20 protein-coding genes and 1 tRNA gene are annotated in these 18012 nt (G+C 59.8%); 6 read left to right on the forward strand and 15 right to left on the reverse strand.

From position 1 onward, the window contains the following. The first annotated feature begins 157 nt into the window (after nt 1-157). Entirely contained in the window at nt 158-826 is a 669-nt protein-coding gene (locus J2X71_RS15455) for an HAD family hydrolase (protein ID WP_405049716.1), read from the forward strand. A gap of 137 nt (nt 827-963) precedes the next feature. Here J2X71_RS15455 and J2X71_RS15460 read toward each other — a convergent pair whose 3' ends face one another. Both J2X71_RS15460 and J2X71_RS15465 read right to left on the reverse strand, forming a co-directional pair. Beyond that, nucleotides 964-1596: a porin family protein gene (locus J2X71_RS15460; protein WP_310382918.1), complete on the reverse strand. Its 633-nt coding sequence runs from the start codon at nt 1594-1596 to the stop codon at nt 964-966. 207 nt (nt 1597-1803) lie between these two features. Continuing rightward, nucleotides 1804-2115: a hypothetical protein gene (locus tag J2X71_RS15465; RefSeq protein ID WP_113325265.1), complete on the reverse strand. Its 312-nt coding sequence runs from the start codon at nt 2113-2115 to the stop codon at nt 1804-1806. A 46-nt stretch (nt 2116-2161) separates the two neighbouring features. On the opposite strand from J2X71_RS15465, the gene J2X71_RS15470 reads away from it, so the two are divergent. Continuing rightward, a complete protein-coding gene (locus tag J2X71_RS15470) occupies nt 2162-2404 on the forward strand; it encodes a hypothetical protein (protein ID WP_310382919.1) in 243 nt (80 codons plus the stop codon). A gap of 62 nt (nt 2405-2466) precedes the next feature. Here J2X71_RS15470 and J2X71_RS15475 read toward each other — a convergent pair. Continuing rightward, nucleotides 2467-2543 (reverse strand) — tRNA-Pro (locus J2X71_RS15475). Nucleotides 2544-3062: 519 nt separating this feature from the next. Here J2X71_RS15475 and J2X71_RS15480 point away from each other — a divergent pair. Next, nucleotides 3063-3284: a hypothetical protein gene (locus tag J2X71_RS15480; RefSeq protein ID WP_310382920.1), complete on the forward strand. Its 222-nt coding sequence runs from the start codon at nt 3063-3065 to the stop codon at nt 3282-3284. A gap of 27 nt (nt 3285-3311) precedes the next feature. Here the strand turns inward: J2X71_RS15480 and J2X71_RS15485 are convergent, their stop codons facing one another. Continuing rightward, nucleotides 3312-3545, reverse strand: coding sequence for a DUF982 domain-containing protein (locus J2X71_RS15485; RefSeq protein ID WP_310382921.1), 234 nt, complete (start codon nt 3543-3545; stop codon nt 3312-3314). 187 nt (nt 3546-3732) lie between these two features. On the opposite strand from J2X71_RS15485, the gene J2X71_RS15490 reads away from it, so the two are divergent. After that, complete coding sequence (locus J2X71_RS15490; RefSeq protein WP_310382922.1) at nt 3733-3945, forward strand: hypothetical protein; 213 nt, start codon at nt 3733-3735, stop codon at nt 3943-3945. Between the two features lie 48 nt (nt 3946-3993). On the opposite strand, the gene J2X71_RS15495 is transcribed toward J2X71_RS15490, so the two are convergent. The 6 genes from J2X71_RS15495 to J2X71_RS15520 all read right to left on the reverse strand — a co-directional run bounded on the left by J2X71_RS15495 (nt 3994) and on the right by J2X71_RS15520 (nt 9133). Further along, the gene (locus tag J2X71_RS15495) at nt 3994-4143 is read right to left on the reverse strand and encodes a hypothetical protein (protein WP_310382923.1); all 150 of its coding nucleotides are present in this window, start codon (nt 4141-4143) and stop codon (nt 3994-3996) included. A 62-nt stretch (nt 4144-4205) separates the two neighbouring features. Then, nucleotides 4206-4499, reverse strand: a complete 294-nt coding sequence (locus J2X71_RS15500; RefSeq protein ID WP_037096153.1) for a multiprotein-bridging factor 1 family protein — start codon at nt 4497-4499, stop codon at nt 4206-4208. Continuing rightward, on the reverse strand, nt 4496-5770 hold the full coding sequence (locus J2X71_RS15505) for an O-antigen ligase family protein (protein WP_310382924.1): 1275 nt from the start codon (nt 5768-5770) through the stop codon (nt 4496-4498). Before J2X71_RS15505 ends, J2X71_RS15500 begins: the two co-directional genes overlap by 4 nt. After that, nucleotides 5767-7329 carry an undecaprenyl-phosphate glucose phosphotransferase gene (locus J2X71_RS15510; RefSeq protein WP_310382925.1) on the reverse strand — a complete coding sequence of 521 codons (1563 nt, stop codon included), beginning with the start codon at nt 7327-7329 and terminating at the stop codon, nt 5767-5769. The genes J2X71_RS15505 and J2X71_RS15510 overlap by 4 nt, the downstream gene beginning before the upstream one ends. Before the next feature lie 55 nt (nt 7330-7384). Next, nucleotides 7385-8554, reverse strand: a complete 1170-nt coding sequence (locus J2X71_RS15515) for a glycosyltransferase family 4 protein (RefSeq protein WP_007819912.1) — start codon at nt 8552-8554, stop codon at nt 7385-7387. A 3-nt stretch (nt 8555-8557) separates the two neighbouring features. After that, nucleotides 8558-9133 (reverse strand): polysaccharide biosynthesis/export family protein, encoded by a 576-nt coding sequence (locus J2X71_RS15520; protein WP_007819909.1) that lies wholly within the window; start codon nt 9131-9133, stop codon nt 8558-8560. Nucleotides 9134-9320: 187 nt separating this feature from the next. Here J2X71_RS15520 and J2X71_RS15525 point away from each other — a divergent pair, with 187 nt between their 5' ends. Beyond that, nucleotides 9321-11471 carry a Wzz/FepE/Etk N-terminal domain-containing protein gene (locus tag J2X71_RS15525; protein ID WP_310382926.1) on the forward strand — a complete coding sequence of 717 codons (2151 nt, stop codon included), beginning with the start codon at nt 9321-9323 and terminating at the stop codon, nt 11469-11471. A gap of 2 nt (nt 11472-11473) precedes the next feature. Here the strand turns inward: J2X71_RS15525 and J2X71_RS15530 are convergent, their stop codons facing one another. Beyond that, complete coding sequence (locus J2X71_RS15530) at nt 11474-12709, reverse strand: GNAT family N-acetyltransferase (RefSeq protein ID WP_310382927.1); 1236 nt, start codon at nt 12707-12709, stop codon at nt 11474-11476. A gap of 125 nt (nt 12710-12834) precedes the next feature. Then, entirely contained in the window at nt 12835-13044 is a 210-nt protein-coding gene (locus J2X71_RS15535; protein ID WP_037071678.1) for a DUF2842 domain-containing protein, read from the reverse strand. Between the two features lie 115 nt (nt 13045-13159). On the opposite strand from J2X71_RS15535, the gene J2X71_RS15540 reads away from it, so the two are divergent. Further along, nucleotides 13160-14263: a COX15/CtaA family protein gene (locus tag J2X71_RS15540; protein WP_310382928.1), complete on the forward strand. Its 1104-nt coding sequence runs from the start codon at nt 13160-13162 to the stop codon at nt 14261-14263. Nucleotides 14264-14579: 316 nt separating this feature from the next. Here the strand turns inward: J2X71_RS15540 and ubiA are convergent, their stop codons facing one another. The 3 genes from ubiA to J2X71_RS15555 all read right to left on the reverse strand — a co-directional run bounded on the left by ubiA (nt 14580) and on the right by J2X71_RS15555 (nt 17997). Beyond that, nucleotides 14580-15494, reverse strand: a complete 915-nt coding sequence (ubiA, locus tag J2X71_RS15545; RefSeq protein WP_113324476.1) for a 4-hydroxybenzoate octaprenyltransferase — start codon at nt 15492-15494, stop codon at nt 14580-14582. A 124-nt stretch (nt 15495-15618) separates the two neighbouring features. Next, nucleotides 15619-15972 (reverse strand): VOC family protein, encoded by a 354-nt coding sequence (locus J2X71_RS15550; protein WP_310382929.1) that lies wholly within the window; start codon nt 15970-15972, stop codon nt 15619-15621. Between the two features lie 204 nt (nt 15973-16176). Then, nucleotides 16177-17997 (reverse strand): ABC transporter ATP-binding protein, encoded by a 1821-nt coding sequence (locus tag J2X71_RS15555; protein WP_310382930.1) that lies wholly within the window; start codon nt 17995-17997, stop codon nt 16177-16179. Nucleotides 17998-18012 lie beyond the last annotated feature (15 nt).

Genomic DNA, 18012 nt, shown 5'->3' on the forward strand with positions numbered 1-18012 from the left:
TAGATTTACTCGCCAGGCTTTAGGTCTCTGTTGGGCCAATGTCGTTATCTCAGAACCGCTGCACACTTTTGCGCGACATGCTTTAGGTTGACGCCGCTCCTGTGCTCGGCTAGTCGCGGAAGGCCTGACGGCTTTCCGCTTCGCAAGGAACCCTCCTTTGTCCACTTCCCATCGCGTTCTCGACAAGACCTACGATGCCTTCCTGTTCGATATGGACGGCACCGTGCTGAACTCCATCGCCGTCGTCGAGCGCGTCTGGAGCGAGTGGGGGCTCCGCCATGGTTTCGAGCCTGAGGTTCTTCTGAAGACCATCCATGGTGTTCGTGCATCTGACTCCATTCGCCAGCTCGGCCTTCCCGGTGTCGATCCGATTGCTGAGGCAAAGTTGCTTCTGAAAGAGGAGATGGAGGATTTCGAGGGCATCGTCGAGATTCCGGGCTCCATCCGCTTCCTGAATGCACTGCCCGCGGATCGCTGGGGGATCGTCACTTCGGCGCCGATCGAACTCGCCGTCCGCCGCATGGCGGCGGCAGGCATTCCCATGCCGAAAATGATCGTCAGCGGCGAGGAAGTCTCGTCAGGCAAGCCGAGCCCGGAATGCTATCTGCTCGGCGCGAGCCGCCTTGGCGTCGATCCCACCCGCTGCCTGGTATTCGAGGATGCGGTTGCAGGCATTCTCGCCGGCGAGGGTGCCGGAGCCGATGTCACTGTCATCACCGAAACCCATGCGACGCCCTTCGAGACACCGCATTTCACCATCGCCAACTATGCCGCATGGCAACCGCATGTGGCGGCGGATGGTAAGCTCGCGCTCTCAGCCGCTTAAAGCGTGTCGCGCAAAAGTGTGCAGCGGTTTTGCGATAACGACATGCGAAAACAAGAACCTAAAGCGCGACAAGCGAATCTGAAAGATAGCGACGTGCTTTAGTCTGGTACCCTGAATAGTCTTGAACGGAGAGGGCTTCAGAATTTATAGCCCACGCCGATCATCACGACATGCTGGTCGATGTCCCCGTCGAGCCCGAGAAGATCGGCGCTGCCGTAATCATTGTAGCGATATTCCAGCCGGCCGAAGAAGTTATTGGTGAAGGCGTAGTCGACGCCCGCGCCAATCGTCCAGCCTGATAGCGTATCCCTGTCGTTGCCGGCGGGGCCGTCGATATGGGCCTGCGCACCCGTCCAGCCTGCCGCGCCATAGATCAGAGCGCGATCGATCGCATAGCCGAGCCGGGCTCGGACGGAGCCGGCAGTTTCGAGGCCGACTTCAAACGGGCCGACATCGGCCTTGTCCCAGTTATAGGAAACGTCACCTTCGATACCGAAGACAAAATTGTTGTCGAGCTGCCAGTTATAGCCGACGAAGCCAGTGATCAGGCCACCATTCATGTCTTCGGAAAAGACGTCGAAATCGCCATTGGCCCAGGTTGGCCCGCCACCGACACCGACGTAGAAGCCCGTCCATGTGAAGACTGGCGCGATCTCGGCTGCCGGTGCGGCCGGCACCTCTTCGATGGCATCAGCCGCCATGGCCGGGCCGGCAACGAGGCCGGTGACGAGGAAGCTGGCGACTGCGGCCGATACGAGATGACGTTTCATGATTTCCCCCTGCCGGCAAGAGCCGGCCGAAAACTCGTTGAGATCCGACTGCCTCGGACAGAAACCGCATCGGCGCATGGCACATCGCGGCTACGGGCAAGCGACCCGCAAAATCATGGTTTCCAACGCGGTTTTTGGGTAAAGGTTCCGGGGAAGGGGTTACGGCCCGACTGGATGGTCAATTGGCAGAGCAGAAGCCGGCAAGGCTTAGAGCTTGATGCGATTGCCCTTGTTGTCGAGCATCTGCAGTACGTTGCCGTCCGTCTTGATTGAAATGCAATCAGTCTGCTTGTTGGGGAAAAGAACGCAGATCTGACCGTCTGAAATTTTATAGCCGTTCTTATTGCCTGGACGGTATTCATAGCCGTTCGAGGCCTTCCGCAAGTCGCTGGCGCCTTTCAGCATCTGACGGATTTCGTTTTCCTTGGCGTTCCGGAACCGGACGTTTTCTGCCAATGCGATATGCGAGGAGGCCAGCGTCACGATCACGCCGATGAGAAGTGAGCGGCTTGGCAGCATGTGGTAAACTCCAGGCAATGGTCTGCGGGAAATTGAAGAGAGTGAAATGATCAGGATCGTTCTTGCCTTAGCTTTAGCAATGGTTGCCGGTAATGCAATGGCTGTCGATCCGAGAAATCCGCGTGTTGACCGGCAAACCTACCAGGATTGCCGCCGCTTTCCCGAGCGTTGCGCCGGTGACGACCGCAACCGCAATCGTCGCGATTATTACCGCGACAACACCCGCCAGGGCTCGGGCCGGTACATCTACCGCGGCGAGCGCCGCATATGGACGGATGAATCGCGCTGAGGCCGCGCCGCGCGCCCTCACTCTTGCGAGATGCGGAAAGACTGAGATTTCAAGGGATTAAATGGTCGGGGCGACTGGACTCGAACCAGCGACCCCTTGACCCCCAGTCAAGTGCGCTACCGGGCTGCGCTACGCCCCGACCTGCCGAAACGGCTTGCTTCTGTTAGACTTTTCGGTTTTTGGACGCAAGGGAAAAATGCCGCCGTGATCATAAAATGGAACTTGTCCTGGGGAATGTCTTCTGAGGAGCTTGTGTCCCGCCTCGCTGGCGCCATCCAGAGGCCTCACAACTCGCGCTGACTGTTAAAAAAGTCCGTGTAAAGCGGCAAGAATCCTGCATACGACGGCGCAGCATGGAAATCCTCCCGCCCATAAGCAATGCGGCGCCAAGCTGCGTCGACTTTTGCCGGAATAATATGAGGTTTAGGTTGTAGTTTTTGATATACTAAATTTTCGGTAAACTAATTCTTAAATATTTCTGTCAAGTATCCCCGCGTAGAGGAGGGATTTATTTCATATTCGGACGAAATCTACCTATGATTGAAGCTGATATGCGCGATCGTCCCAATTTTGGATTATTTGAAATTGAAATTTATTCGCAACTTTGTTGCTGAGGGTGTAATGAAGAGAAATCGTAGAAAAGCGTAGTTTCGGGCTTATGACGATCGACAACAAGACACAGGATTGCCGGCAGAGCCTTGCCGCTGCATTCAAGGCTCTCGCTGACGAAGCCGTGAAAGCCGGCTGGCCGGAAGGGGATGTTGCCCTTGCGCTCGCGGAGCTTGCCGAAGAGCATGTCGCCGAGGTTGGCGCCAAGGTGATTGTCGAAGGCTTCCATCAATCGCAGCTTTATGCGGCGAGCGGCCGGCTGAAATTCTGAGCTGAATTCTGACCGGCCTATCAATCCTCATAGCAGCAGCCCAGCTGTCCTGGCAGCCATCGCGAAAGACACCTGTGCCGCGCGCGGGCTTCTCAGCCCATCCATTGCATCGAGGCAGTGCTGGAGTGCTATGCGATATTCGCGGCCGCGCTTGGCCGGCCAGCGCTTGAGATATTCGACAGCTTCCCAGGCAGTTGAAACGATGAAGCTGCTGCTTGGAGATTTGACCCTCACGGGCGAGGGGAAGCGTTTTTCGCTCACGGCTCTCTCATTTCATATGAATTCCAAACGGCCCTGTAACGCGCGAGACAAGAGATTGTTCCCGACGATTTTGATTTGCGCAGTTGCTAAAGTTTTGGGCCACGCGCATAATAAGAACATGGCTGGCAGGGAGGGCGTCGGCTGCGCAGAATGATGTGTTATTGCCCTCTGAGGGAAATGCGGCGCGATGTTGAAATCGTCAGTTCATCCCCAGGATCTACCGCTCTTTTCGGAAGATATCGACCTGCTGTCGCAGGTTCTGAGTCAGATTTGCGATGACAGCGGCATCGCCCCCCGCACGCCGGAGGCCGACAGGATCGGCGCGGCCATCATTCATCTTTACAAGCAAGGCGTGAAGGACAGCGGCAAGCTGACAATTCTCGCCAAGACCTATCTCTAAAGCTCCCCGATCCAGAATGCTTTGCGCTGAGCAGAAAGGGCTCTAAGCTCAGTTCTGCTCGATCGAGACACCGTTCTTGCCGATACTCATCTCGATGCCCTCAGGCTTGCTCTCCTCATGGAAGATGTAGGCGCCGAGGCCGACGACCACGACGACGAGCGCGCCGATGACAAGATAAAGACCGCTATTGCGATTCAAGATAGGCTACCCCCAACACATTGACAGGACAGCCGAAACGCGTGAGACGGCGCTTGGTTCCGTCAATCGTCGTTCGCAGCGTTGAGATTTTCCGGCCGGATGCCGTCATCGTTGGAGCTGCGGGCGCGCAGGCGTATACCGGGGCCGCCCTCATCCTGATTGCCGCTGGCGATGAAGATGATGCCGTGGGCTTCAAGCGTGTTGCGCACGTCGATCGTGGCGCGCGTCTCGCCGGCCCATTCGCCGTTTTCCAGCGCCTGGACTGTTTCGACCGAAAGTCCGGCATGAGCTGCGAGTTCCTCGATGCTCATGCCGATCATGGCGCGTGCGCCGCGTATCTGTGTCCCTGTAATCATGCCGGAAATCTAGCGCCTTTGCGGAACTTCTCAAGTGTTTGTGAGCGGGTCGAGCGCTTGTGGCGAACTTCCAGCGCCGCGCAGCCCCAGACGATGCCGAACAGCAGGTAAACGTGGCGCCAGTGGTCGATATCGATGACGTTGCCGATCGCCGCATGGCCGAGAACGGAGATCCACGCGACCATGAGGAAAGGCTGCCATGGCCGGTCGAGCAGCATGTTGCGGAAGCCGAGATAGAGCGTCCAGCACAGCATGCCGACATAGCTGATGAAACCCAGCCAGCCGTAGGTGGTCAGCGACTTCAGCCAGATATTGTGCTCGTCTTCTGGAAACATGGTGCCGAAGACCAGCGGCCCGATGCCGAGCGGCCGTTCCATCATCATCTGGAAGCCGATGCGATGGCGGTCGAAGCGGCCGAGATGCTCACCGTCATATTGCTGCACGAGTTGGGCGCGGGCAGAGAAGAGCTCGCTGACCTTGGGAACCTGCAGCGCAACCAGCAGCGAGGCCACCATCAGGATGATGGCGCCTAGCGACAGGACCAGCACCCTGAGCCGGAAGGCGCCGCTGCGCTCCTTCAAGAGCATGATGAAGATCAGCACCACCACGGCAAAGGCGAAGAGACCCCAGGCCGCGCGTGAGAAAGAGAGGAAGATGCCGAGCGCCAGGATGAGCAGTGCTCCCCCCTTGATCGGTGACGTCCTGAGATTTCCGGCCAGAATGCCGTGCACGAGGTAAAGCGCCGGCGGCACGAGGAAGGGGCCGAAAACGTTCGGATCCTGGAAGGCACCCTTGGCGCGGTCGTAAAGCGTGAAGACTTCCGAGCCGGGAAAGGCGTGGAAATAGCCAAGGATACCGAGCAGGGAGGTGATAACAGCCGCAAAGCCCCAGGCATTGAAGATCAGCGGCAGCCGCTTGTGGCTGTCCTCGATGATCGCGGCATAGAAGATGGAGGTCAGCGCCAGGAATGTCGAGACGGCGATATACATCGGGCCGGTCGCCAGATCCCGCATCTGGGTGAGCGACAGCATGCCGCCGATGTTGAAGGTCAGCAGCAGCGTCAGCAACGGCGCGGTGGTGCGGGATATCCTTAGGCCGAGTATGAACCACAGGCCGATCAGCCCTGCCATCCACAGTTCATAAGGCGCGGGCTCGTCGATGACGAAGCCGGAAAGAAAAACCCCGAAAGCGACCGTCGCCGAACCGATGAGGCGGAGCGTCAGCCGTTGCGGCTGGGCCACGCGTACAGGGGAGGCGTCGATCGCGCTCAATAGGCGTTTTCCGTGTTGAGCAGCCGGATCGGCGTCAGGAACAGGATCTTGAGGTCGAACCAGAGCGACCAGTTCTCGATGTAGTAAAGGTCGTAAGCCGTGCGGAACTTGATCTTCTCGTCATTGTCGACTTCGCCGCGCCAGCCATTGATCTGCGCCCAGCCGGTAACGCCGGGCTTGACGCGGTGGCGGGCAAAATAGCCGTCGACGATATCGGCGAAAGCGCGGTCGTGCGCCTGGGCAAGCACGGCGTGCGGACGCGGGCCTACCAGCGAAAGCTCGCCTTTCAGCACGTTGAAGAGCTGTGGTAGCTCGTCGATCGAGGTCTTGCGGATGAAGCGGCCGACACGGGTGACGCGCGGATCGCCCTTGGTGACGGCGGCCTTCGCCGTCGGATCGCTCATGTTGGTGTACATGGAGCGGAACTTGAAAACATTGATGACTTCATTGTTGAAGCCATGGCGCTTCTGCTTGAAGAAAACAGGTCCTTCCGACGTCGCCTTCACGGCAATCGCAGTCGCCACCATGACGGGCCAGAGCAGGCAGAGCGCGATAATGGTGAAGAAGATATCGAAAGCGCGCTTGGCAACGGAATCCCAGTCGCGGATCGGCTTCTTGAAGATGTCAAGCATCGGCACCGCGCCGACATGCGAATAGGCACGCGGGCGGAAACGCAGGCGATTGGCATGTGCGGCAAGGCGGATGTCGACCGGCAGCACCCAGAGCTTTTTCAAAAGTTCGAAGATGCGCGCTTCGGCAGAGAGCGGCAGTGCGATGATCAGCATGTCGATGCGCGTCATCCGCACAAATTCCACGAGTTCGCTCACCGTGCCGAGCTTCGGATAGCCGGCGACCATGATCGGCGATCGCTTCTCACCGCGGTCGTCGAAGATGCCGCAGATGCGGATGTCGTTATCCGCCTGCTGCTCCAGCATACGGATCAGTTCCTTGGCCGGCTCGCCGCCGCCGACGATGACGGCGCGGCGTTCCATGATACCGTTGCGCGCCCAGTTGCGCACGCCTTGTGCCACGAGGAAGCGCTCGATGACCAGAAAGAGCGCGCCTGCAATAAACCAGACGGCATAGGATTCCGCGGTTGCAGCGCTGAGACCGCGCAGAAGCGAGAAAGCGCCTGTTGTCAGCACGAAGACGATGGCGAATGCTGCGAAGGCATGCGGCAGATACCGGACGCGGGCTCTGAGAGCCGGAATGGAATAGGTATCGGCAAGCTGAAGCGCTACGACGGTCAATGCCGAAACGATTGCCGCCATGACGACCCGCATCAGCATGCTGTCGCTGCCGTCGCCAGGCGCGAAATAGAAGGCGGCAAGGCCGATGACGAACTGTGTCAGGAATTCCAGCAGCCGCAACTGGCCGATGATGATCGTCGGCGAATAGGTTCCGTCTCGGAACTGTTCGGCGATCCGACGTGCATAGGGATTGATACCAGGCGTCTCGCCGGCAGCATGCTTGGAGGCGTCGTTGCGCGTCTCCGTATCGGAGACCTGCTTGCGCAGGGCTTCGACGTCGAACTGTCCGCTCTTTTCCAGCTTGTTCATGGGGCTTCATCGCTCGTTGATGTGAGCGGGATAACAGAAAGCCCCTAAGAAACATTTACGAGGCGGCCGGGATCGCCTGTGCCGCAGCGGGATTGACGAGTTCGCCGTAGAGTTTCAGCACTTCGCGCGCCATGACCGACGCGGAAAAGACCGATTTGACCGTGTCGGGAGAGGGCATGACCTTGTCGTGCCAGCCGGGTACCGTCAGGGCTTCCGCCATCACCCGCGCCAGATCGTCGGAATCTCCCGGTGCCACCAGTGCGGGACTATCGGCACCGAGCACCTCGGGAATGCCGCCAACGCGCGACGCGATGACGGTCTTGCCGGCGCCGAGGCCCTCCAGAACGATATAGGGCATGGCTTCGGCGCGGGAGGGAACGACGAGGTTCTGCGCCATGGAGAAGGCATCCTTCACGCGCATGGCCGGCAGCATACCGATGCGCTTGCCGAGGCCGCGCTCCACCATCATCTCCCGATAACGGTCGCGTTCCGGCCCGTCGCCGATCATCAGCGCCGAAAGCGGTCGGCCGAGCAGGCGCTCGGTCTTGGCGAAGGCATCGATGAAGAGATCCGGGCCTTTGAGGTCGCGCAGCATGCCGACATAAATGAAGTGCACGGCATCGGAGCGGGTCGGGATGTCTGAAAAGTCCCGCGCGCCGATGCCGTTATAGATCAGACGGTTGGTGACCCGCGGCCGCCCCACCTTGGTCGCATAGGTCTGGCGTTCATATTCGCAGATGAAGACGAGCGCATCGGTGAAATATTCCTGCAGTCGCTCCATGCGCAGCACGAACTGGCCGAGCATGGAGGCGCGGGAATAATGCAGGCTTCCGCCATGCGCGGTATAGAGGCGGGCTACGCGATACCTGTTGACCCGCAGGGCTGAGCCGGCAAGCCGCGCAAGCACGCCGCCCTTGGCGCCGTGCCCATGCAGCACATCCGGCCGCAAACTCCTGATTTCCTTGAATGTGTTCCAGAGTACCATGGCATCAGCCGGGCTGATGGAGCGCCGTATCGGAATACGCGTCAGGCCGAGCGAAAGATAAGGACGGATATCGTCGAAGAGACGGTCCTCATATTCGCCGCCGGTCGAGCTGTCGCAGATGATGCCGATTTCGTGGCCCGCCCGGCTGTGCTCCTCCACCAGATCGCGGACATGGCGGAAAATTCCGCCGACCGGCGATCGGAAGCAGTGAAGAATGCGGAGGGGCCTCTGTTCTTCCATCAGCTAGAAGAGCCGTTCACGAACATAGATCGTGTCACCAGCGATGATCGGGCCGGAAATATTGACGCGGCCCGTCAGCACCTGTCCGTTGATCTTGCGCGTGACGTCGACCATGCTCTGGTTGGCGCGGCTGGTGAAGCCGCCGGCAACTGCGATGGCGTTCTGCACGGTCATGCCGGGAACATAGGCATATTGGCCGGGCTGGCCGACTTCGCCCATGATGTAGACGGAGCGATAGCGGTCGACATCGATCGTGACATCAGGATCGCGAAGATATCCCTGCTGCAGCTTCTGCGCGATCTGGCCGGAAAGCTGCTGCAGGGTGCGGCCGCGGGCAGGGACCTGGCCGATAAGGGGAAATGCGATATAACCGGCCTGATCCACCGTATAGGTATTGGTCAGCGTCGCTTGATCGAAGACGGTGATGCGCAGGCGGTCGCCGCTGTCGAGCGAATAGGGTTGGATCGTCGCCTGGTTGAAGGCCTTCGGCGCCGGTCGATAGGTCGTGCAGCCCGCCAGTGCAGCCATCATGGCGACAAGGCTCATAGCCATCAAGGTCTTGGGCTGGACGAAGGGCATCCGCTTGCTCACAGGAAGATAAATCGGTCGAGCCGTTATCGATCTATTAGGGTTAATGCCCGGTAAAAAATCCGCCGATTTCCGCAATTCCTTTATCAGGAGCGTCCTGTTTGCGAGGGAATTGCCATTAACCGTTGAGTTACCATGGTCGTTTACACTTGCGGCAGTTCGTATTGGAGTAGTGAGTATGTCCCGCGTAGCGAGTGATCAGGATGTGGACATCGACCTCGGCCAGCTTGCGCGCGCGGTCTGGGCCCGTCGTCTGAGAATATTGACGATCACCGCATTGGGTGCGGCTGTCGCCTTTGCCGGCGCCAAGATAGTTTCACCGCAATATCGCAGCGAGACGCGTCTCCTTATCGAGCCGCGCGCTCCGGCATTCGCCAATACCCAGACGAATGACGCCAGTGCCGGGCCACTGCTCGACGAGTTGAATATCGCGAGCCAGGTGCAGATTCTGCAGTCGGCGGACCTTATCAAGCAGGTCATCAACAATCTGAAGCTCTATAATCTGCCGGAATTCGATGCGGCTGCGAACGGCTCTGCGCTCACCGATATCCTCGTGGCGCTGCACCTGAAGAAAAACCCGCTGGAAAATCCGCCGGAAGAGCGCGTTATCGACGCCTTCACTCAGCGCCTGCAAGTCTATCAGGTGCCGGGCTCGCGCGTCATCGGCATCACCTTCACCTCCAAGGATCCAAAACTCGCCGCCAGCATTCCGAATGCCATGGCGCAGGTCTACCTGGCTATCCAGAGTGGCGCCAAGCTCGACTCCAACACCGAAGCCACGCGCTGGCTCGAGCCGGAGATCGACAGCATGCGCCAGAAGGTGAGCGAGGCCGAGAAGAAGGTCGCCGATTACCGCACCACCCATGGCCTGCTGCAGACCAACGGCACCACGACATTTACCGCGCAGCAGCTCAACGATATTTCCGTCGAGCTGACCCGCGTGCGCACCGACAAGGCGAATGCCGAGGCGAGGGCGCAGGCCGTGCGCAACGCGCTCTCTTCGGGCGAAGCCTCCGACACGCTGAGTGATATTATGTCGTCGCAGGCGATCCAGCGGTTGAAGGCGACGGAATCCGGCCTCCAATCGCAGATCTCCGACCTGCAGACGAGCCTGCTGAACAGCCACCCACGGCTGAAGAGCCTGCGCGCTCAGCTTGCCGATATCCGCGTGCAAATCCGCCAGGAAACGCAGAAGATTCTCGCCAGCATCGAGAACGAGACGAAGGTTGCCGATCTGCGCGAACAGGAATTGGAACAGCAGTCCGATACGCTGCAGGCCAACAGCGCCAAGGCGGGCGAGGACGGAGTGGGTCTCAACGCACTGGAGCGGGAGGCGAATGCCCAGCGCCAGCTTCTCGAAACCTACCTCGTCCGCTACCGCGAGGCTGCTTCCCGCGCTGACCGGAATTCAAGCCCTGCGGACGCGCGCATTGTTTCGAAGGCGATCGAGCAGGTCGATCCCTATTTCCCGAAAGTCGTGCCGATCGTCGTCGTTGCCGCAGTCGCAACACTCATCATGAGCGCGATCGTCATCATGCTCTCCGAACTCTTCAGCGGCCGTGCGCTGCGCCCGGTGGAAGCCCCCGATCTCGAGGACAGGGTCGAGGAGGAAGGGCAGGGCGACGCAGCACCCGTTCCCGCCTCGAAGATCGCCAAACCGAGCATGTTGACGGCCGCCATTGATGACGATGAGGAACCGGAAGCCGAGCCGGTAGGGGAAGCGCCTGTCGACGATAACGAATTCTCCGTTTCGTCCGTTGCGCGCTATCTGAACGACTGCCGCGCTCCGCTTGCCGTCTCCATATCTCCGACCGGTGACAACGGTTCGGCCGCCACCGTTGCCCTGGCACGCGTGCTCGCCGATACCGGACGCCGCGTGATCGTGATCGACATGACCGGCTCCGGTTATCCGAGCGAACTGATGGCCGAGAACCCAGAGGCACTGGGCGTTACCGATCTTCTCTGCGGTGAGGCCGCCTTCGGCGAGACGATCCATGGCGACCGGATGTCCGATGCACATCTGATCCCGCAGGGTGTAAGCGATGTGCGCCGCGCCATGCGGGGCGTCGACAGGCTTTCGCTGCTGCTCGATGCTCTGACTTCGGCCTATGATATCGTCATTGTCGAATGCGGCGCGGCCGATGTCGCCGGTGTTTCGCGGCTGACGCGGAGCAAGGAAATCGAGATCATCCTGTCGCTGCCCGAGATCGATGAGGCTACTTTCGTCGGCATGATGCAGGATTTCCAGAGCGCCGGCTACGAGCGCGTCGTCCTGATGTCGGGCGGCGAAGAGGCTGCCATGCGCAGCCCCGCGCGTCACGCGGCCTGATATCAGCCGACCTTGGCCCTGATGTTTTGGGCGAGTTTATATAGACCCGGGCGGGCCTTGATGAAGGCCTTGCCACGAGTGATTGCCCGGTGCGCCGTGCCGGCTGCGATGCCGATGCCGGAGATTGGCAGGACCACATCGTAATGGTCAGTTTCGACCGGTGCCCAAGAGCGCTTGTAGGTCTGGTCGCCGAGACCGAAATCGAAGAGCGCAACTCCCTGGCCGTGCAGACCTGATATCATCTGCCAGAAGAGAAATTCACCAGGGCTTGCATCCGCAACCAGATCCTCGTCGATCGCGCCGAACTGGCAGATGACGTGGTCGCCCTTGCGGGAAATCCCCGACAGCGCGGCGATGCGTCCCTCATAGTCGCCCTTCAGGCGCAGGGCGCGCATCTGCAGGCCGAAATTGTCGCCATTCCGCTTGTCGATCAGGCCGTGCAGGAAGGCCTTGGTTTCCGCATCCGCAAAGACATCGGGCAGGCCGAGCGAGGCGAAGCGGGAGCTTTTCAGACGGAAGAACATGTCGAGCAGTTCGTGTTGCTCCGAGAATGCTTCCGGCGCGATATAGTCGAAGCCGCCAATCGCCTCCAGCCGCCGGTTCTGGGCACGGAATTTCTTGCGCCTGCTCTTGGCGTTCAACTGCTGCAGCGTCTTCTCGAACGTATCGTAGAGCGGAAGCTGATAGGCGTGGTTCTGGTTCTGCACCATGGGCAGGCCCGAGAGCATGTTGCGACGGCTGCGCCATTCCAGTGGAATATTTTGCAGGAGAAGCAGATCGGCCTTGCCGGCGAGTGCTGCACGAAGGCGGGCAGCAAGATGATGCCTGTCCACCGTATCGCTGTTTGCAGCAAAGTCCTGTGAGAACAGGCCGGTATTGATGTTGCTGTGGTCGGCGCCGATGAATTTTGCGATCCGCATGCCGCGCGAGGCGACGATTTCCACCGGCAGGATGAAGGCGGTGCGGTTGCCGCTGCTGCCACGCAGCATGGCGAGCGGACGGCGGAAAGCCGCCACCCAGGCGGCACACCAATCATAGCTCTGGTGCAGCGAGGAAAGGTTGTCGCGCTCCAGCGCGCGCCATTCCTCTTCCAGGGGCTCCATCCTGTCGAAAAGCTGGATATCGAGTTCGGCCATGGCAAGTTTCACGCTGAGTTGCCGCAGCCGGGAAATGCCGGCCTCGGCTTGCGCCACAGCGTCGAACTTTTGTTCAGGAGCATCGAGCCTCTGCGTCTGCACGGGTCTTTCTCCGATCGAGAGATTGCTGCAGAGGAAGGTAAGGCGGCCAGACGTATATTTGGTTTAACCGCCGCCCCTCAGTGAGGATTTCCACAAATCAGGGTTATTCCGTCGTTAATCGGCCCCTACCGCTGTCTCGGACCGGCCATCCACTTGATGATGACCATCGCCGGCAGCACCCAGAGCAGGCCGGTGAGCGCGAAGTAAAGCAAATGCCCCCACCAGGGCGCATTGCCAAGGGTCGCGACCGCGATCGTATTCGCCACGATCGCATAGAAAAGCACGAGGATGATGATCAGGATCGTGCCGATGAATTTGCGAAGGCGGACGGGCATCGTATAACTTTCGAACGGATGGGACTGAGCCGGCGCGACGGCATGCCGCAAAGGTTCGGGGCTTGTTTTGCATCAGCCGCTGGGGCAAATCAACTGCCGGATAGAAGGAGACATCATGGCCGTCGCGAACCTGAGCCCGGAGCAGGCGATCCGCACTGAAGTGCGCAGGCAGGACAACAACCGCCGCGCCGTGCGCATCTGGCTGGGTTTCGTGCTTTTGGCGCTCTTCTGTCTCGTGCTCGTAGGGGGTGCCACGCGGCTCACCAATTCCGGTCTTTCCATCACCGAATGGAAGCCGATTCACGGCGTCATCCCGCCGCTGAATGCCGCCGAGTGGGAAGAGGAATTCAAGCTCTACCAGCGCATTCCCGAGTTCCAGCAACTGAACAGTGACATGACGGTCGATCAGTTCAAGAGCATCTTCTGGTGGGAGTGGGCGCACCGGCTGATCGCACGCGGCATCGGCGTGATCTTCGCGCTGCCGCTGGTCTTTTTCTGGGTGACGGGCAGGATCGAGAAGCGCCTGCGCTGGCCGCTTGCCGGCATCCTGACGCTGGGTGGCCTGCAGGGTTTTATCGGCTGGTGGATGGTCTCCTCCGGCCTGTCTGTGCGCACGGATGTCAGCCAGTACCGGCTTGCCACCCATCTCGTCATGGCCTGCCTGATCTTCGCCTCCTGCATGTGGATCATGCGCGGGCTTTCGCCGCATTCCGATGATGCTGCCCCGACGAAGAATTCCCACCGCTGGGCGGCGGCGATCGCCATCTTCTCGCTCTTCCAGATCTATCTCGGCGCACTGGTCGCCGGCCTCGATGCCGGCTTTACCTACAATACCTGGCCGCTGATGGATGGTGCCGTCGTCCCCGGCGATCTCTTCATCCAGCAGCCCTTCTGGATCAACCTCTTCGAGAACCCGAAGACGGTGCAGTTCATCCACCGCTTTGGCGCCTACACGTTGTTCGCACTGACGCTGATCAACATGGCAACCGCGCTGCGCGCCGCATCCTGGACCACGCATGCACGCCGCGCCGTGGTGCTCTTCGTACTCGTCACGATCCAGGCGGCAATTGGCATCACCACGCTGCTGCTCGAGGTGCCGCTGCACTGGGGCCTGCTGCATCAGGCAGGTGCGTTGGTGGTATTCGGTTTCGCCGTCGCCAACTGGCGCGGCTATTACGGCGAATATCCCCGCGCAACAGTTATCGCCGAGCGTGACTGAGCAGGGATAGAGACGTCCTTATCCCCTGGCTCGCGGAAGAGTGAATGGGATCAATGCGATGCTCCTCGCATGGATTTGCCGTGACATGCTAGATTGTCGGCTTGGCGCATGGGCGATCCTATGAAGGGGGATGTTCACATGAACAGATTTCGCACATTCGTAATGGCAGGCGCTCTGATCACGCTTTCCGCGATTGCCTCGGGCTGTACATCGACGGGGGGATACGACTATGGCGAGGATACATCCCTGAACCCGGCCTGCGCCGGCGGTTTCCGTCCCAGCGATAATCGGCCCTGCTCTTATTGAGCCGACGGGCTTACCAGGTTCCCATAAAGGCCGAGGCTGCCAGCAATAGCCCGGTCAGGATATTTGCCAGGAACAGACGGTAATTCACTTCCGGCCGTGCAAGGTCGATCCGCCAGGTCTGCCAGATAAGGTGCGCGGCGATGACGAGCATTCCAAACGCATAGGGCAGGGACATGCCCGACAGCCAGCCTCCGAGCGACCATGCGGCGACCGTCAAAGCGTAGAACAGGCCAATCATGAGCTTGCCATGCCGGCCGAACAGGATCGCAGTTGATTTCAGGCCGAGGCTTCTGTCGTCTTTCACATCGACATAGGCATAGACGGTATCGTAGCCGATCTGCCACGCGATGGCTCCAGCCCACATAAGAACGGCTCCGGCCGGAATCTGGCCGGCAATTTCTGCCCAGGCCATGAGCATGCCCCAGTTGAACGCTGCGCCGAGCACCGCCTGCGGCCAATGGGTGAAGCGTTTGCAGAGCGGATAGACGAACACAAGCGGCAGAACGCAGAGGGCGACCAGTCGCGTATAGGGCGTCAGAAACAACAGGAGAGACGCCGCCAAGGCGAGCTCGACGGCCAGAAAGGTCAACGCCTGACTGACGCCGATCTGCCCGCTTGCCAGAGGCCGAAAACGGGTTCGCTCGACATGGCCGTCAAATTTCCGGTCCGCGATATCGTTGATCGTGGAGCCGGCGCTTCGCATCAGCAGGGCGCCGAGCGTGAAGACGGCTAGCTGCCGGATATCGGGCAGGCCATGAGCGGCCTGAAACAGCGCCGCCCAGCATGGAAACAGCGTCAGCCATATTCCGACTGGACGATCGAGCCGCGCGAGCCTTGTGTAAGGTCGCCATGCGCCCGGCAACAGCCGGTCCACCCAGTCACCCTGATGAATATCGCTCAAGTCCGGGCGGTTTAATGTGTTCATGGCGTGATCCGGATATTTTCGAAAATTCTCAATGAAAGCAGTTATTTCGTGCCTTGGATTGGCTGTCGCAGAATAGAGGCTTTCGGTGGCATTGCAATGATCGTCCCGTCTCAGGCAAACCCATTTAGCCTGCGTGAGAGAGGATATTCAGCAGCTTGCCGGTGGGGTCGCGAATATAGAAACGCCGTACGCCCCAGGGCTCGTCGGCTGGCCCGTAGACGATCCGATGCCCACCCGTCACAGCGCGCTGATGGACCTCGTCCACATCATCGACCTCGATCGAAATGTCGGGCACTGCGGTTCCCGATCCACCCTCCGTTGCGATACCGATCTGGGTGATTGCGCGCCTGTCGGATGCAAGGGTGACGATCCAGCCATGATCCATGACGATGTCGAGATCGAACAGCCCGGAATAGAAATTGCGCACGTCTTCGATGGAAGCGGCGGCGATATTCGGAACGATGCGCAGCACTGTCATGGTGTTCCTCCCTAGAGCGCCGTGCGTCCATTCGGACGCACTAAGGACGCTCTAACTCTTGGAATCTACGCATCAGGCTTTCCGAAAATCGTTCCGATTTTCGGGCCGATGCTGTAGGCGTGAAGAGAAATAGCACTTGGTCGATCTGCGGAACAGTTCAGGCCCTGTCTGCCGAACTGTTCCGCATCTCATAATCCCAGGACCTCAGATGCTCGCCTGCAGCCCATAGAGATTGGCATAAATGCCGCCGCTCTCCATCAGCCTGTCATGATTGCCTTCTTCGACGATACCGTCGCCGGTGAGCACCAGAATGCGGTCGGCGTGGCGGATCGTCGAAAGGCGATGGGCGATCACCAACGTCGTGCGTCCCTTGGCGAGCGTCAGGAAGGCCTTCTGCACGGCCCGCTCGCTTTCATTGTCGAGCGCGCTCGTCGCCTCATCGAAAATGAGGATGGCAGGGTTCTTGAGGAAGGCGCGAGCGATTGTCAGCCGCTGGCGCTGCCCGCCAGACAGCTTCACGCCGCGCTGGCCGATATCGGTCTGATAGCCCTGCGGCAACGCCATGATGAACTCATGCGCATGGGCAGCACGGGCTGCGGCCTCCACCTCTTCGTCTGTCGCATCCGGTCGGCCGTAACGCAGGTTTTCCGCCACAGTTCCGGCGAAGAGATAGACATCCTGCTGCACCACGCCGAGGTGCCGGCGCAGCGAGGCGAGCGTCACATCACGGATATCGGTGCCATCGATTTCGATCGAGCCGCCGGTGACATCATAGAAGCGGGGCAGCAGCGCGCAGAGCGTGCTTTTCCCCACGCCGGAGGGGCCGACGAGTGCCACGAATTCGCCGGGGCGGATGGTCAGCGACAGGTTGCTGAGCACGTCCGCTCCGTCCTCATAGCTGAAATCGACATTCGAGAGCCGGATCTCTCCCTTCGGGGTATGCAACGCATGAGCCGAAGGTCGATCCACGACGTCTGGGTCGATCTCCAGTATCTCCATGGCCCGCACGAAGCCCGTATAGCCCTCCTGCCAGAGCCGGGCGAGGTTCGCCATCCGCTTGACCGGATCGACGAGGACGCCGACGCAGAGCAGGAAGGTCAGGAGATCGGCAATGGTGAGTTCCGCCGCAAGGATGCGCAATCCGCCGAGGATGACGACCAGAAGCGTAATGATCTGGGCGAAGGTCTCGGCACCAGCGGAAAACCAGGCTTCGCTGCGGTAGCCATCGGCGCGACTTTCGAGGAAGCGCCTGTTGAGGACAGCAAAGCGTTTCCGCTCCAGATCCTCGTTGGCGAAGGATTGGACGACGCGGATGCCGGCCAGCGCATCCTCGACCTTTTCGTTGACGGCGGCGATTTCCTGCTTGCTCGCCTCGAGGGCACGGTTCATGCGCCTGTTGAAGTGCAGCGCATAAGCCACGGCAAAAGGCGTCAGCAGGAGGATCAGAAATGCAAGTTGCGGGTCGATGAAGAACAGGACTGCCATCGCCCCGCTATATTTGAGAATAGCGATCAGAAGGTCTTCCGGCCCGTGATGGAAAAGTTCTCCCAGCCAGAACGAATCGCCAACGATGCGGCTCATCAATTGGCCGGTGCGGTGCCGGTCGTAGAAGCCGAAGGAGAGCTTCTGGCAGTGGTCGAACAGTTCCTGCCGGATATGCGCCTCGATATGCGCACCCATCATATGGCCGCGATAATCGACGAAGAAGATCGCAACTGTCTCGGCTGCCACGATGGCCAGCATGACGCCGCCCATGCCGAGGATCTGCCAATAGGCCGAAGCCGAATCGGCGAGCCCGATGAGATGGCTCATGACGATGTTGGCGCAGAGCGGCAACGCTACTGCGGCAGCAGCAACGACGACGGCACAGGCAATATCAGCCATGAGCAGCGGAAGATGCGGCCGGAAGTAGGACAGGAACTTGCGCAGGCGCAGCCGGCGCCTGTCGTGGGATTGCGATGCTGTTGAGAAGCTGCGGTTAAGACGCGGCGGGTTTTTCCTCGCGCGTGAAAGCAAACTGGACATGAAGACGGATATCCT

It is taken from the genome of Rhizobium sp. 1399 (assembly GCF_031455475.1).
Lineage (GTDB): Bacteria > Pseudomonadota > Alphaproteobacteria > Rhizobiales > Rhizobiaceae > Rhizobium.